General features: G+C 69.5%; 16 protein-coding genes. 7 read left to right on the top strand and 9 right to left on the bottom strand.

Going from position 1 to position 12,692, the window contains the following annotated elements; genetic code table 11:
* Positions 1 to 91 precede the first annotated feature (91 nt).
* From BLT59_RS10290 to BLT59_RS10320, 7 genes are all read right to left on the bottom strand, one after another.
* Positions 92 to 730 carry a hypothetical protein gene (locus BLT59_RS10290; RefSeq protein ID WP_091779098.1) on the bottom strand — a complete coding sequence of 213 codons (639 nt, stop codon included), beginning with the start codon at positions 728 to 730 and terminating at the stop codon, positions 92 to 94.
* A 13-nt stretch (positions 731 to 743) separates the two neighbouring features.
* Positions 744 to 1,637 (bottom strand): ABC transporter permease, encoded by an 894-nt coding sequence (locus tag BLT59_RS10295; protein WP_175543990.1) that lies wholly within the window; start codon positions 1,635 to 1,637, stop codon positions 744 to 746.
* The gene (locus BLT59_RS10300) at positions 1,634 to 2,383 is read right to left on the bottom strand and encodes an ABC transporter ATP-binding protein (protein ID WP_091779100.1); all 750 of its coding nucleotides are present in this window, start codon (positions 2,381 to 2,383) and stop codon (positions 1,634 to 1,636) included. The genes BLT59_RS10295 and BLT59_RS10300 overlap by 4 nt, the downstream gene beginning before the upstream one ends.
* Positions 2,380 to 2,622, bottom strand: a complete 243-nt coding sequence (locus tag BLT59_RS10305; RefSeq protein ID WP_091779101.1) for a hypothetical protein — start codon at positions 2,620 to 2,622, stop codon at positions 2,380 to 2,382. The genes BLT59_RS10300 and BLT59_RS10305 overlap by 4 nt, the downstream gene beginning before the upstream one ends.
* Complete coding sequence (locus BLT59_RS10310) at positions 2,622 to 3,056, bottom strand: cupredoxin domain-containing protein (RefSeq protein WP_091779103.1); 435 nt, start codon at positions 3,054 to 3,056, stop codon at positions 2,622 to 2,624. The genes BLT59_RS10305 and BLT59_RS10310 overlap by 1 nt, the downstream gene beginning before the upstream one ends.
* A 67-nt stretch (positions 3,057 to 3,123) precedes the next feature.
* The gene (locus BLT59_RS10315; RefSeq protein ID WP_091779105.1) at positions 3,124 to 4,107 is read right to left on the bottom strand and encodes a YVTN family beta-propeller repeat protein; all 984 of its coding nucleotides are present in this window, start codon (positions 4,105 to 4,107) and stop codon (positions 3,124 to 3,126) included.
* Between the two features lie 121 nt (positions 4,108 to 4,228).
* Positions 4,229 to 5,512 (bottom strand): ABC transporter substrate-binding protein, encoded by a 1,284-nt coding sequence (locus tag BLT59_RS10320; RefSeq protein WP_091779107.1) that lies wholly within the window; start codon positions 5,510 to 5,512, stop codon positions 4,229 to 4,231.
* A gap of 186 nt (positions 5,513 to 5,698) precedes the next feature.
* Between BLT59_RS10320 and BLT59_RS10325 the strand changes: the two genes are divergently transcribed.
* Genes BLT59_RS10325 through BLT59_RS10355 form a run of 7 tightly spaced genes read left to right on the top strand, consistent with a single transcriptional unit; the run spans position 5,699 to position 11,189 of the window.
* Positions 5,699 to 6,226: a DUF3280 domain-containing protein gene (locus tag BLT59_RS10325; RefSeq protein ID WP_091779313.1), complete on the top strand. Its 528-nt coding sequence runs from the start codon at positions 5,699 to 5,701 to the stop codon at positions 6,224 to 6,226.
* 27 nt (positions 6,227 to 6,253) lie between these two features.
* On the top strand, positions 6,254 to 6,955 hold the full coding sequence (locus BLT59_RS10330) for a (5-formylfuran-3-yl)methyl phosphate synthase (protein ID WP_091779109.1): 702 nt from the start codon (positions 6,254 to 6,256) through the stop codon (positions 6,953 to 6,955).
* Positions 6,952 to 7,527 carry an amino acid kinase family protein gene (locus BLT59_RS10335; protein ID WP_091779111.1) on the top strand — a complete coding sequence of 192 codons (576 nt, stop codon included), beginning with the start codon at positions 6,952 to 6,954 and terminating at the stop codon, positions 7,525 to 7,527. The genes BLT59_RS10330 and BLT59_RS10335 overlap by 4 nt, the downstream gene beginning before the upstream one ends.
* Complete coding sequence (locus tag BLT59_RS10340; RefSeq protein ID WP_091779113.1) at positions 7,524 to 9,086, top strand: DUF6513 domain-containing protein; 1,563 nt, start codon at positions 7,524 to 7,526, stop codon at positions 9,084 to 9,086. The genes BLT59_RS10335 and BLT59_RS10340 overlap by 4 nt, the downstream gene beginning before the upstream one ends.
* A 4-nt stretch (positions 9,087 to 9,090) precedes the next feature.
* Positions 9,091 to 9,681, top strand: coding sequence for a DUF447 domain-containing protein (locus BLT59_RS10345; protein WP_091779115.1), 591 nt, complete (start codon positions 9,091 to 9,093; stop codon positions 9,679 to 9,681).
* 21 nt (positions 9,682 to 9,702) lie between these two features.
* Positions 9,703 to 10,236, top strand: a complete 534-nt coding sequence (locus BLT59_RS10350; protein WP_091779117.1) for an SRPBCC family protein — start codon at positions 9,703 to 9,705, stop codon at positions 10,234 to 10,236.
* Complete coding sequence (locus BLT59_RS10355; protein ID WP_091779119.1) at positions 10,233 to 11,189, top strand: YncE family protein; 957 nt, start codon at positions 10,233 to 10,235, stop codon at positions 11,187 to 11,189. The genes BLT59_RS10350 and BLT59_RS10355 overlap by 4 nt, the downstream gene beginning before the upstream one ends.
* Before the next feature lie 3 nt (positions 11,190 to 11,192).
* Here the strand turns inward: BLT59_RS10355 and BLT59_RS10360 are convergent, their stop codons facing one another.
* The gene (locus BLT59_RS10360; protein WP_091779121.1) at positions 11,193 to 11,393 is read right to left on the bottom strand and encodes a hypothetical protein; all 201 of its coding nucleotides are present in this window, start codon (positions 11,391 to 11,393) and stop codon (positions 11,193 to 11,195) included.
* A 75-nt stretch (positions 11,394 to 11,468) separates the two neighbouring features.
* On the bottom strand, positions 11,469 to 12,644 hold the full coding sequence (locus BLT59_RS10365; RefSeq protein ID WP_091779123.1) for an alpha/beta hydrolase: 1,176 nt from the start codon (positions 12,642 to 12,644) through the stop codon (positions 11,469 to 11,471).
* Positions 12,645 to 12,692 lie beyond the last annotated feature (48 nt).

Here is a 12,692-nt window from a genome sequence, read left to right on the forward strand (position 1 = left end):
ATCGGCAACAGTTTCGATAACGATCTCAGGCACTTAGGGATATACTGGCAAGCGGCTCGGGACGTTTCGGCAATGTCCGATCGGGCGCACCCTAGAGCCGTGCCTGGATCAGGCGGGCGAGCTCCCCGAGCCGCTGTTCCAGCAGCTGCGGGACCTCGCAGACGTAGGTCAGCGACTGGCTCCGCTCCTGGAAGATGCGGCGGTCCCAGGCGAACTTCGTCTCCAGCTCGGACTGATCCTTGGGAAGCTCGGTGGCATCGGAGGCGCTCGGGGCGTCCTTGACCTGGCTGATCTTGTCGGCCTCGTCACGGATGCGCTCGGCCATCCGGCGCTGCCCCTGGGCGTAGCGGGCGATGCCGCCGACGACCTTGTTGCGCTCGCCGTTCAGCACCTCGAACACGCCCGCGTAGACGCGCGTCAGGGCCTTGTCCTTGGCATCCTTGTCGGATCCGAACTTCTCGGCGAACGTGTCGAGGAGCGGGCCGGCCTGCGACAGATCCGTGCGTCGGGAGGCAATCTTCTGCGCCAGGACGGCGGCGTCGTTGTCGCTGCCCCAATCGCCGGCCGCCTCGATATCCGGCCCGGTCCAGAACTGGCCGGGGCTCAGGGTCGCGACCTTGCGCTGGACGCAGGGCCAATCCGGATCCGTTTTCGGTTGGGCCAATGCGGGGCCGGCGAGGACGGCGAGTCCCAGTGCCGGGCCGAGGAAGCGGGTCAGGGGGAGGTTCATCGGGCGGGCTCCATCAGGTGTTGTCGCCGGCCGGGCCGCCGCGCCGGGCCATGATGCCGCGACCGGGATCGTAGGCGACCACCGCCATGCCGAAGAAGGCGAGCCCCACGCCCACCACCACGGCACAGGCGACCGGCTCGAACTGGACGTAGAGGGCGAAGCGGACGAGCTGGACCGCGTGGCTGAACGGGTTCAGCTCGCAGATCCAGTACAGGGTCTCCGACGATTCCCGGATCCGCCACAGCGGATAGAGGGCCGACGAGGCGAAGAACATCGGGAAGATCACGAAGTTCATCACGCTGGCGAAGTTCTCCAGCTGGCGCACCAGCGAGGACAGGAACAGCCCGATCGCGCCGAGCATCAGCCCGGTGGCCAGGAAGGCCGGAAGCGCCGTCAGGTAGCCCAGCACCGGGATGTCGCTCTCCCAGAAATACGCCACGGCCAGGAACGCGTAGGCCTGCACGATCGAGACGGCGACGCCGGCGATCAGCTTGGCGAGCAGGAGCAGCCAGCGCGGATAGGGCGAAGTCAGCAGCACCTTCATCGAGCCGACTTCCCGGTCGTAGACCATCGACAGCGACGATTGCATGCCGTTGAAGAGCTGGATCATCACGGCCAGCCCGGGCACCACGTAGACCTCGTAGAGCACGTAGGTCTGATAGGGCGGCTCGATGGACACACCGAGCGTGTTGCGGAAGCCGGCCGCGAAGATGAACAGCCAGACCAGCGGCCGGACAAGCGCCGAGAAGAACCGCTCCTTCTGATTGAAGAAGCGCAGCAGCTCGCGGCGGACGATGCCGCCGAGGCAGATCAGGTAGCCGACCGCGTCGAGGCGGCCGATCCGCCCCGCCTGGTCGCGCGGAGGGGCGGCGCCGATCCGGGTGGCGAGGGGTGTCGGGTTCGTCATGCCGCCGCCCTCGCCGGCTCGGCGACTAGGCGGCGGAACGCGTCGGCCAGGGCCTCGCCGGGGCTGCCGATCCCGCCGGCCCGGCCCCGGGCGACGATCCGGCCCCGGTGCAGCACCACGGCGTCGTCGTCGTCCGAGATCTCCTCGAAGATGTGGGTCGCCCAGAGCACCGACAATCCCTCCTCCCGCACCAGGGCGCGGACGATCGCCACGATGTCGGCCCGGGATTCGAGGTCGAGTCCGACGGTGGGCTCGTCGAGGAGCAGCAGGTCCGGACGGTGGATCAGCGAGCGCGCGATCTCGATGCGGCGCGACTGGCCGCCCGAGAGCGTGCGCACCTTGTCGTGACGCCGGTCCGCCAGTCCGACGCGGTCGAGCAGAACGCCGACCCGCACCTTGGCTGCGGCACGAGCGATGCCGTGGAGGCTCGCATGGTAGAGCAGATTCTGCTCGACGGTGAGATCGGTGTCGAGGGTCCGGGCCTGGAACACGACGCCGAGCCGCGCCAGTGCCCGGGACGGCTCGCGATCAAGGGCGTGGCCGAAGATCGAGACCCGACCGGTCTGGTTGTTGTAGAGCCGGGTGATGACCGAGAACAGCGTCGTCTTGCCGGCGCCGTTCGGCCCCAGCAAAGCGGCGAAGCGCCCGCGCTCCACCGTGATCGAGACATCGTCCAGCGCGGCGCGGGCGCCGAACCGGTGGCCGACATGCTCGATCTGGAGTGCCGCTGACTCGGATGCGCTCATCGGCCGAGGACCTTCCGGGCGTCGGCGACGGCATCGAGGCACTCGTCGAACTCGCCCTCCTTCTGCTCCCGCTCGGCCACCCGCAGCGCCTTCTTGAGCTTCGGAACCGATGTTTCGGGCGGGTTCAGGGCGAGCGCGTCGCGGATCATCGTGATGCCCTCGGCGCAGGACGAGGCATCGTCGGCAGCGAGAGCCGGACCGGCGGCGAGGAGGCAGGCGGAGAGCAGGAGGATGCGCATCACTTCACCGTCAGCGTGCCGGTCATGCCCTTGGATTCCAGGCCGTGCGCCGCCCAGGTGTAGGTGCCGGGCTTGATCGCGACGAACTCGATGGCGATCTCGCCGGGTTCGTCGAACTCCAGGTGATCGGGCGGGCCGCCGCCGTGGATCTCCTTGTGCTCGATCACGATCTGATTGAACCAGATGTAACGGAAGAACTCCGGCGCGTAGAACTTGTATTCCTGGCGCCCCTTGGCGACGATCCGCAGCCGGTAGGCCTTGCCGGATTCCAGCGTGATGTCCTTGTTCTCGACCGCGAAATCGTTGCCCTGATCGTCGCCCAGAACGAGGTCGGGCAGGTTCTCCCGCTTCTTGGTCAGGTCGAGGGCACTCGCCGGAGCCGCGGCGAGCAGCCCCGCCAGGCCGAGGGCCGCCGTTCGAAACATGCGCGTCATGTCGTGTTCCACCCTAAAGCCGCTTCGCGTGCGGCCGTCCTCGCTTGGCGCCCGAAGGTCGCGCGGATCAGTTCGGCGAGATCGCCACGCCCCAGGGCAGGAGCCCGACCGGGATGCTCTTCACCACCTTCTCGGCGGCCACGTCGATCACCGAGACGTCGTTGGAAGTACCGTTCGTGGTGAACAGCATCTTCTGGTCCGGCGTGAAGGCCAGCTGCCAGACGCGCTGGCCGACCGGCAGATACTTCTCGACCTCGTGGGTCTTGGCATCGATCACCGCCACCCGGTTCGCCGGGCCCAGCGCAACGAAAGCCTTGCTGCCGTCCTTGGTGATCCGGATGCCGACGGGCTGGATCGCCTCGTCGTTGACGCTGGGGATCTTGAAGCTGATCTTCTTGATCACCCGGCGCTGTGCCACGTCGATCACGCTCACCGTGCCGCCGACCTCCGCCGACACCCACAGGAACTTGCCGTCGGCGGTGAACTCGGCGAAGCGCGGGCGGGCATCGACCAGCACGTTGTCGATGACCTGGAAGGTCTTCGTGTCGATGAAGTGGGCCATGTTGGTGGTCTCGGAGGTGTTGACCAGGATCTTCCCGTCCGGCGACAGGCCCATCCCCTCCGGCTCAACGCCCACCGGAACCTCGGCGAGAACCTTGTTCTTCTCGATGTCGATGATCGTGACCTGACTGTCGTCCTCGTTGGCGACGTAGAGCGGGTTCCCGGAGGCATCGAGAATGAACTGCTCCGGATCAGGCCCGGAGCGCAACGAGCGCACGACCTTGCCGGAACTCGTGTCGAGCACGTCGATCCGGTCGTCGTCGCTGGCGCAGACGAACAGCTCCTTGCCGTCCTTGGAGACGGTCACCCCGCGCGGGCGCCGTCCGACCTTCCAGGTCGCCGTCACCGCCATCGTGTTGGAGTCGATGACGCTGACCGAGTTGCCCTTCTCGTTCGAGACGTAGGCGGTGAAGGCCACAGCCGGCCCGGATAGGGCGAACCACGCACCGAAGGCGACCACACTCAGACATGCCTCGACGCGGCCGCTCATGCCAATTCCTTCCCTTGCGACGTTCCGGCGTCCTCGGCGGACGTTCTCGACGGACGTTTGTAGTGCGATTCCCGCGCGTTGCGAGGGCCTTGGCCGCTCGCCATCGCCGCAGGCCGCGGGTTCACTTGAACTTGCAGGTGGTCTCCGGGAGGTCGATGCCCAGCGTGTCGAGGGGCGTGCGCTGGTGCAGGAATCCCTGCTCGGGCGCGACCGACACCATCGCCTTGGGCTGCACCACGATGATCGCCTGGCGGAGCTGGTGGTCCCAGGGCCGGAAGCTCAGAGGCACGCCCTTGTAGGCCGGCAGGGTGAAGGCGGGCTCGACGAGGTACGGGGCGATGACGGTGGGGTCGTTGGTCTTCTTGGCCGTCACGGCCTCGCCCACCGTCCGCACCGCGGCCCAGACCTGGTAGTCCAGCGGGCGCATCAGCCGCGACGCGAGTCGCCGGAAGCGGTTCTGGGCCTGCGCGGCTCCCCAGGTCTCCAGCACGGGGGACCAGGTCGTGGGCGTCAGCGCCTGCGTGCCGCCGACGGGCCGCGGATCGACGGTGCGGTAGGGAACGTAGTCGCCCCAGTCGCCCTCCTCGTCCGCCACGATGGCCATGTCGTAGTCGAGGCCCCGGGTGAAGACCATCGCCTCGGCGCGGGTCGGCGTGTCGCCGCGCGCTTTGGCGAGGGGGCCGAAGGTCCAGGGTTTCTCGGCGGTGATCTTCAGCGCGAATTTCCGCGCCGAGTTGCGCATCGCGTCGGCGTAGGCCTTGTCGGCGTCGGTCGGGCCGACGATCAGGAAGAGCTTCCGCCAGCGCATGACGGTCAGATACTGCGCCAGGGCGTCCGTCAGCATCGCCCGCGACGGCAGGATGTGGAACACGTTGGCGCGGCAATCGGCACCGCGCAGCCGGTCGTCCGGGGCCCCCGCGTTGAGGATGACCGCGCCCGTGTCCTTGACGGCATCGGCCACCGCCAGAACGGCGTCGGCGGGGAGCGCCACGACGAGATAGCGGATGCCCTTGCCGATCAGCTCCTTGGCGGCCGCCACGGCGTCCGGCTTGTCGTCGGTCAGGGCGATCTCGTCGAGGGCGTAGGTCTGCTTGGTGAAGCGCCCCGTGGTGTTGTTGTCGGCGATCCCCATCTTGGCGCCGGCCAAGCCCTCGTCCTCCGGCGCGGCCTCGGCATCGTACGAGGAAGGCGCGGGCTGCGGCTTGTAGATCAGGCCGATGCGGGTCTCGAGCGCCTGCGGGGCCGCCGGCTGCGCGGAGTCCGGGGCCGCCTGCGGGGGCGCGGTCGGCGCCTTGTCCTCCGCCCGCGCCCCCGTCTGAGCGAGGGCCAGCGCGACGACGGCCGCGCACAGCCAGGACGGGCGCGTCTTATGCCGATAGGCCGTGACGGGTGCAGGATGGTGCATGTGGGCGGCCTCTATCAGCTTCCGCTCAGGCCGCTCAACCGCGGCGTCTCGTCCCGACGTTCACGTTGCCGTCGTGGGATAGGCCGGCGCGGAAGTACATTGCCAAATTGTCCCTTCGCCCGACCTATGACGGGAATGATGCCGCCGGAGTGGGCGGCCGAACGCCTCGAGAGGAAGCCCCCGCCGATGCGCCACACGTCTCTCCGCGCGGCCGTTGCGTGCAGTGTCGTGCTCCTGTGGGCCGCCCTGCCCTGCGCCGCCCGAGCCGCCGAGAAGGCAGCGGTGTTTCCGGTCGAGCTGTTCGATCCCGGTGCCTCCTACGGATCCCGGACGCGGCCGGTCGACACCCGGAAGCTCGCTCTCGTCACCGACGAATTGCGCAATGCCCTGCACGACAAGTCCGGGCTGGAGATCGTCGACACCGCGCCCAAGGCCGATGTGGTGGCCAAGGAGGGCCCGCTCTACAAATGCAACGGCTGCGCGGCGGACATCGCCAAGAGCCTGGGTGCGGACCTCGTCGTGACCGGTTATGTGGAGAAGGGGTCCGGTCAGATCTTCAACCTGAGCGTCGCGATCGCCGAAGCCGATACCGGCAAGGTGGTGCGCGGTGGGCAGGTGACGATCCGGGCCGACACCGACGATACCTGGGCGCACGCGATGCGCTGGGTGGTGAAGAACCGCCTGCTCGCCGAGCCGCTGCCCGGGAAGTCCTGAGACGGTCCGTTCAAGTCCGAGTGTTTCGTGCCCACGTCTCCCATCCAGCAAGACCCACTGCCCCGGCTCCTCGTCAGCGTGCGTGATCCGGCCGAGGCCGAGGCCGCCCGCCTCGCGGGCGCCGACCTGATCGACGCCAAGGATCCCGAGCGCGGGGCGCTCGGCGCCCTGGATGTGGACGTCGTGCGGGAGATCGTCACCCGCGTGTCCGGCGGTGCCGCGACGAGCGCGGTCGCCGATCCGACGGCCGACTCGGTCGCCGCGCTTTCGCGGACCGGCGTCGACTGGGTGAAGGTTGGCCTCGGCCCGGCCCTGCGTCGGGATGCGGCGGCCATGGCCGTTCTCGTCGCGGCCGCGCCGGGGCGGCTGATCGCCGTATTGTTCGCCGAGGATGGTCCGGCTGCCGCCCTCGTGCCGCATCTCGCGGCTGCCGGATTCGCCGGTGCGATGATCGACACCGCCGGAAAGGTCGGCACCCGCCTACCCGATCTTGCCGTCCCGGCGGACCTCTCGGCCTTCACCACCGCCTGCCGGGCGCACGGGCTGATGAGCGGTCTCGCCGGATCGCTCCGGGTCACCGACATCCCCGGCCTCGGCGCGCACCGGCCGGATTATCTCGGCTTCCGGGGCGGGCTGTGCCGCGACTTCGACCGCCGCAACGGCATCGATCCCCTCCGGGTCGTCGAGGCGCTGCGCGTTCTGCGCCCGAGCCGGCAGGACGCGGCGTGACGCGTGTCATCAAGATCGGCGGCAGTCTCGAGGCGGATCCGCATCGCCGCCGGGCCTTGCTGACAGCCATCGCCGAGGGCGCCCACGGGCGCTGCATCGTGGTGCCGGGCGGCGGCGCCTTCGCGGATTCCGTCCGGACGGCGCAGGCGCAGGAGCGTTTCGGCGATGCCGAGGCCCATCGCCGGGCCCTCGATGCCATGAGCGAGGCGGCCGGGATCTTCCGTGGGATCGAGCCGAGGCTGGTGCAGAGCCTGGAGCCCTGGGCGGAGATCGCGTCCGCGCGGATCCGGATCTGGAACCCGCGCCGCCTGCGCGCCGGGCATCCGGATATCCCCGAGACCTGGGACGTTACCTCGGACAGCCTCGCCCTCTGGCTCGCGGCGCAAGTTCGGGCGGAGTGCTGCGTTCTGGTGAAGTCCGTTGATGCGCCGCCGGGCCGAAGCGCCGCCGCGCTCGCCGAGGACGGGCTCGTGGATGCCGCTTTTCCGCGCTTCGCGGCCGGGTTCGGCGGTGTCATCGAGATCTGGGGACCGAACGGCCGCGTTGCGGTCGAGACAAGGGCCACCGCGTGAGCACCCCGGAGCACATCGTTTTCGTCACCGGACGTCTCGCTCGGGCGCGGCTGGAGAAGGTCGCGGCGGGCCTGCCGAACACGTGGCACTGGAGCATCGCGGATGCCGGCGTGAAGGTCGCGGCGCTGATGACCGAGGAGATCATCCGCCGGCGGGTCGTCCTGCCCGAGGGTGCCACGCGGATCATCCTGCCGGGCCGGTGCCGGGCCGACCCCGAACATCTCGCCGCGCATTTCGGCATTCCGGTCGAGCGGGGACCCGATGAGGTGGTCGATCTGCCGGCCTGGCTCGGCCTGACCGCCCGCAAGGTCGACCTGTCCCGGCACGACCTCCGGATCTTCTCGGAGATCGTCGACGCGTCGAAGATGAGCGTCGATCAGATCCTCGCAAAGGGGCTCGATCTCGCCGGACGCGGCGCGGACGTGATCGATCTCGGCGGCCTGCCCGATACCGCCTTCCCGCATCTCGAGGATTCCGTGCGGGCGCTGAAGGGCGCCGGCCTGAAGGTCAGCGTCGATTCCTTCTCCCGCGAGGAGCTCGTTCGCGGCGCCGGGGTCGGCGCCGACTTCCTGCTGAGCCTGAACGAGGAGACCCTCGACCTCGCCTTCGAGACCGACGCGGTGCCGATCCTCGTGCCGATGCGGCCGGACGACCTGCCCTCCCTCGACCGGGCGATCGAGCGCATGCTCAAGGCGGGGCGGCCGTTCCTGGCCGACCCGATCCTCGAGCCGATCCACCACGGCTTCGTCGACTCGATCGCGCGCTACCGCGACACCCGAGCCCGCTGGCCCGGGATCGACATGATGATGGGCACCGGCAACCTGACCGAGCTGACCGAGGCCGATTCCCTCGGCGTGACCGCGCTGCTCGTCGGCATGTGTTCGGAATTGTCGATCCGCAACGTGCTGATCGTGCAGGTCTCCAACCACACCCGCCGCACCGTCGAGGAGCACGATGCCGCCCGGCGGGTCATGTACGCGGCCAAGGCCGATTCGGCGCTTCCGAAGGGCTACGGCCGGGCGCTGCTCGCCCTTCACGACAAGCGCCCGTTCGTGCAGACCGCCGACGAGATCGCCCAGGCGGCCGCCGAGGTGCGGGACCCGAATTACCGGATCGTGATCGCCGAGGACGGGATCCACCTCTACAACCGCGACATCCACAGGGTCGGCACCGACGCGATGGCCTTCTTCCCCGAACTCGACGTGGCGAGCGACGGCGCCCACGCCTTCTATCTCGGCGCCGAGCTCGCCAAGGCCGAGACGGCCTGGCGGCTCGGCAAGCGCTACGTCCAGGACGAGGCGCTCGACTGGGGCTGCGCGGCCGACGCCGAAGTCGAGGATGCCACCGCGTTCAAGAAGGCGGGCCACACCCGCCATTCCGGACCCGATGCGCCGCCGCCCGGCACGCGCGACGCCCGCATCGTCGGGCCCGAGGCCGGCGCGACGTCTCCCGAGACGATCCCGGATGCGGAGGCGCGCGCCGCGGCCGTGCCCGAGCGCCCGCAGGACCGGCCGGCGAAGCTGGTCTGCGGGCGTCTCGTCCCCGCCGACAAGGCGTGAGGCCATGCCGCTGATCCTCGAGACCGTCGTCACGACCCTGTCCCCTGCGGGCGAACTGCACCTCGTTCCGTTCGGGCTGATCGGCGAGGCGGAGGGCTACGTCCTCGCGCCGTTCCGGCCGTCGCCGACCATCGCCAACCTGGAGGCGAATCCCTGCTTCGCGGCCTCGAGCCCGCGCGACATCCGGGTGATCGCCGGCGCGGTGACCGGCCGACGCGAATGGCCGACGCTGCCCTGTACGGCCATCCAGGGGCGACGCCTCGCCGACAGTTTCGGCCACGCGGAGTTCGAGGTCGCCTCCGTCGAGGCACACGAGACCCGGCCGCGCTTCCGCGGCCGGATGGTCCACAGCGCCGCGCATGAGCCGTTCATCGGCTACAACCGCGCGCAGGCGGCCGTCCTGGAGGCCGCCATTCTTTCGACCCGGCTCCACATGCTGGAGCCCGACAAGGTGTTGACGGAGATGGCCTACCTCGCCATCGCCATCGGCAAGACCGCCGGACCGCGCGAGCGCGAGGCCTGGGGCTGGATCGAGGACAAGGTCGCGGCGGCGCTCGGCCCCGCGGCGCGCGTCCTTGATCGCGACGACCGCTGAGGGCGGGAGGAGAAGGACAAGATGAAGAAAATCACCCTGGCCCTGGCGGCCACGGCGGCCCTGGTGGCCGCGACCGCGCAGGCCCACGGCCCGACCCGGCGCAAGATCACCGAGTCGATCGAGATCAACGCCTCCGCCGACAAGGTCTGGGCCGTGGTCGGCGACCTGAAGAATGCCGACTGGATGCAGAACGTGACCAAGACCGAGCTGACGGGCGATCCCGCCGGCAAGTTCAAGCGCATGCTGACGCTCAAGAACGGCAATCAGATCTCTGAGACCAGTAACAAGTACAAGCCTGACGACAAGCTGTTCTCCTATTACATCGACAAGGTCGACGTGAAGGATCTTCCGGCTAACGACTACTCGGCTGCGATCACGGTCGAGCCTGAGGGGAACGCCAAGTCGAAGGTCGAGTGGAAGGCGGCCTTCTATCGTGGCTACATGAACAACGATCCGCCGCCGGATCTCAACGACGAGGCCTCCGAGAAGGGCGTCGGCGACTGGATCAAGGCGAGCCTCGCCAACCTGAAGGCCAAGGTCGAGAAGGGCTCGTGAGCCTGGGTCGGGGCCGCGCGGCCCTCGCCGCCGGCCTCGTTCTGATCGCGACCGCCTCCCGCGCCGATCCGGCCCGGGAGGCCATCGTCACCGCGCAGCTCGATGGCGCGGTCGAGGTTGTCGATCTCGCCGCCGGAAAGGTGGTGCGCCGGATTCCCGTCGACGGAGCGCCCGCCGGAATCGCCCTGTCGCCCGATCGCAGACGCGCCTACGTCACCCGCCCGGAGGGGCACGGTCTCGCCCTCATCGACCTCGATGCCGGCCGCGTGGTCGCCGAGGTGCCGCTGCCCGGCGGCCCGCTCGGCATCGCGGCCGATCCGCGCGGCGGAACCGTCTACGTGGCCGACTGGTACGGACACCGCCTGTTCGTGCTGAGGGAGCGCGACGGCACCCTGGTTGCGGATGGCGAGATCACGGTCGGCGCGTCGCCCTCGGGAATCGCCGTCAGCCCGGACGGGGCGACGCTCTACGTGGCCAATCGGGAGGCCGATACGGTGTCTGTCGTGGACGCCGCGACGCGGCGGGAGACGAAGGTCATCCCGGTGGGCCAGCATCCGTTCGGCATCACCGTCGATGCCGCGTCGGGGCGCGCCTACACGGCCAACGTCACCGGGGACGACGTGTCGGTCCTGGACCTCGAGACCGGGCGCGAGATCGGCCGCATTCCGACGGGGCGCCGGCCCTACGTGATCGCCATCGCCGGGGACCGGGGCTTCGTGACCGACCAATATGCCGGCAGCATCACCGCCTTCGATCTCGCCACGCTCAAGCCGATCGCCGATATCGATGTCGGAGACCACCCCGAAGGAATTGCCGCGGATTCGGACGGCCGCCTCTACGTGTCCAATTGGGGCGATAACACGCTGAGCGTCCTCGATTCCAGAACGCTCAAGGTGCTGGCGACCATTCCCACCGGCAACGGCCCGCGCTCGTTCGGCACCTTCCTGCGCTGAGATTCAGCTCGTGCGGCGGTGCGGGGCCCGGCGATAGGCCGCGCGCGCCATCAGGAGCGCGCCGCCGATCTGCAGGAAGCCGGACTCGCCCAGGTCCGACGGGGCGAAATGCGCCTGGATCAGCAGCCGCGTCAGCGCATTGAGCGCGAGCAGTGTCAGGCAGAAAGCTGCGGCGGCCAGCAGGCTCGCGACGAACTCGGGCATGATCTTTCCTCCCGTCTCGAACGGGAGGAGCTTAGCAAGCGCCGCGCCAGGGCCAAGCTGCCTCGGGGACCGTTGTCAGCGCTTGCGGCCCACCGGTGCCGGCGCCGGCGTCCCCGCCTGTGCGGCCGGTGTGGGGCGGGGCGTCTCGACGGCGAGCCGCTTCACCGGCCAGCCGTCGCTCCACCGTTCCATATCGGCGAGGCGCGGATTGTTCTTCAGTGCCGTCGCGTCCGACCCGGCGAAGGCCGCGGCGGCGGCGAGGTCGAAGGTCTTCCAGAATCCGAGATAATCCAGAGCATCGACCCGGGCGAGGTTGATCTGCGAGACCAAGGTCTGCTGCTCGCCGGTCAACGCCATGTCGGCGGACCAGCGGAACGGCGGCGGCTTGGCCGCATCCTTGGGCGCATCCTTGGATTCCGGGCCCGGCTTGATGGCGCCGCCGTCATAGGCGGAATCCACCCCCGCGGGGGCCGCCAGGGTCGCGGTCAGGGCCGGAAAGCCGTGGTCGTCCGAAAGCGCCCGCACGAACAGCTTGCGCTCGAGCGGCACGGCGCTGGCCTCGCGCAGGAGACGCTTGGCCGCGAGATCGGCGGCCCGGGTGTCTTTGTCGCCGACCATCGTCACGAGCATCGTGGCGGGATCCACCAGCGAAAGGTCGGTGAGCGCGATGCCGCGGGATTTCGGCCCGCTGGCGATGCCGCCGGGCGCCACCGCGAAGATGAGCTTGGGCACCGGCAGACCCTGCGTCTTGGCAGCCGCCGCCAGATCCATGGCGAGCGGGGCGCCGGCCAGGTGGCCAATGACCGCGACACGGCCGAGATCGGGCTTGCCCTCGCTATCCGTCGCGAGATCCGCGAGCGCCGCCTTGACCAAAGATTCAGCGATGGCGGGGGCGTCGGCCGGACGCGTCCGATTGACGTCTTGGAAGCGCGGGAAGACCACGAGCCAGCCCTGGCGGGCGAGATGATCGATCCAGCCGCCGTAGCTCTGCGGATTGACCACGCCCCAGCCGTGCAGGAAGATCGCGACCGGTCGCCCCGCTTCCGGGGCCGCGCCCGCGGCGTAGAACGCGTAGCTGGTAGCCGTGCCGCGGCCGAGCAGGCGCTTGGTCACCGTGGCCTTGCGGTCTCCGACGCCCCCCGCTCCGTCGGCGGGCTGGGCCGGAGGCGTCGCCGCCTGGACGGTCGCGAGGCCGGCCAATGTCATGATCGCGGCGGCCGTCAGCGATCCGCGAAGAACTTTGAGACGCATCCAGGACTCGGCTGAGAGACGCACTGCGTCGGCAGGTCAGAATGCGCT

It is taken from the genome of Methylobacterium sp. UNC378MF (assembly GCF_900103195.1).
In the GTDB taxonomy this organism is placed as follows: Bacteria; Pseudomonadota; Alphaproteobacteria; order Rhizobiales; family Beijerinckiaceae; genus Methylobacterium.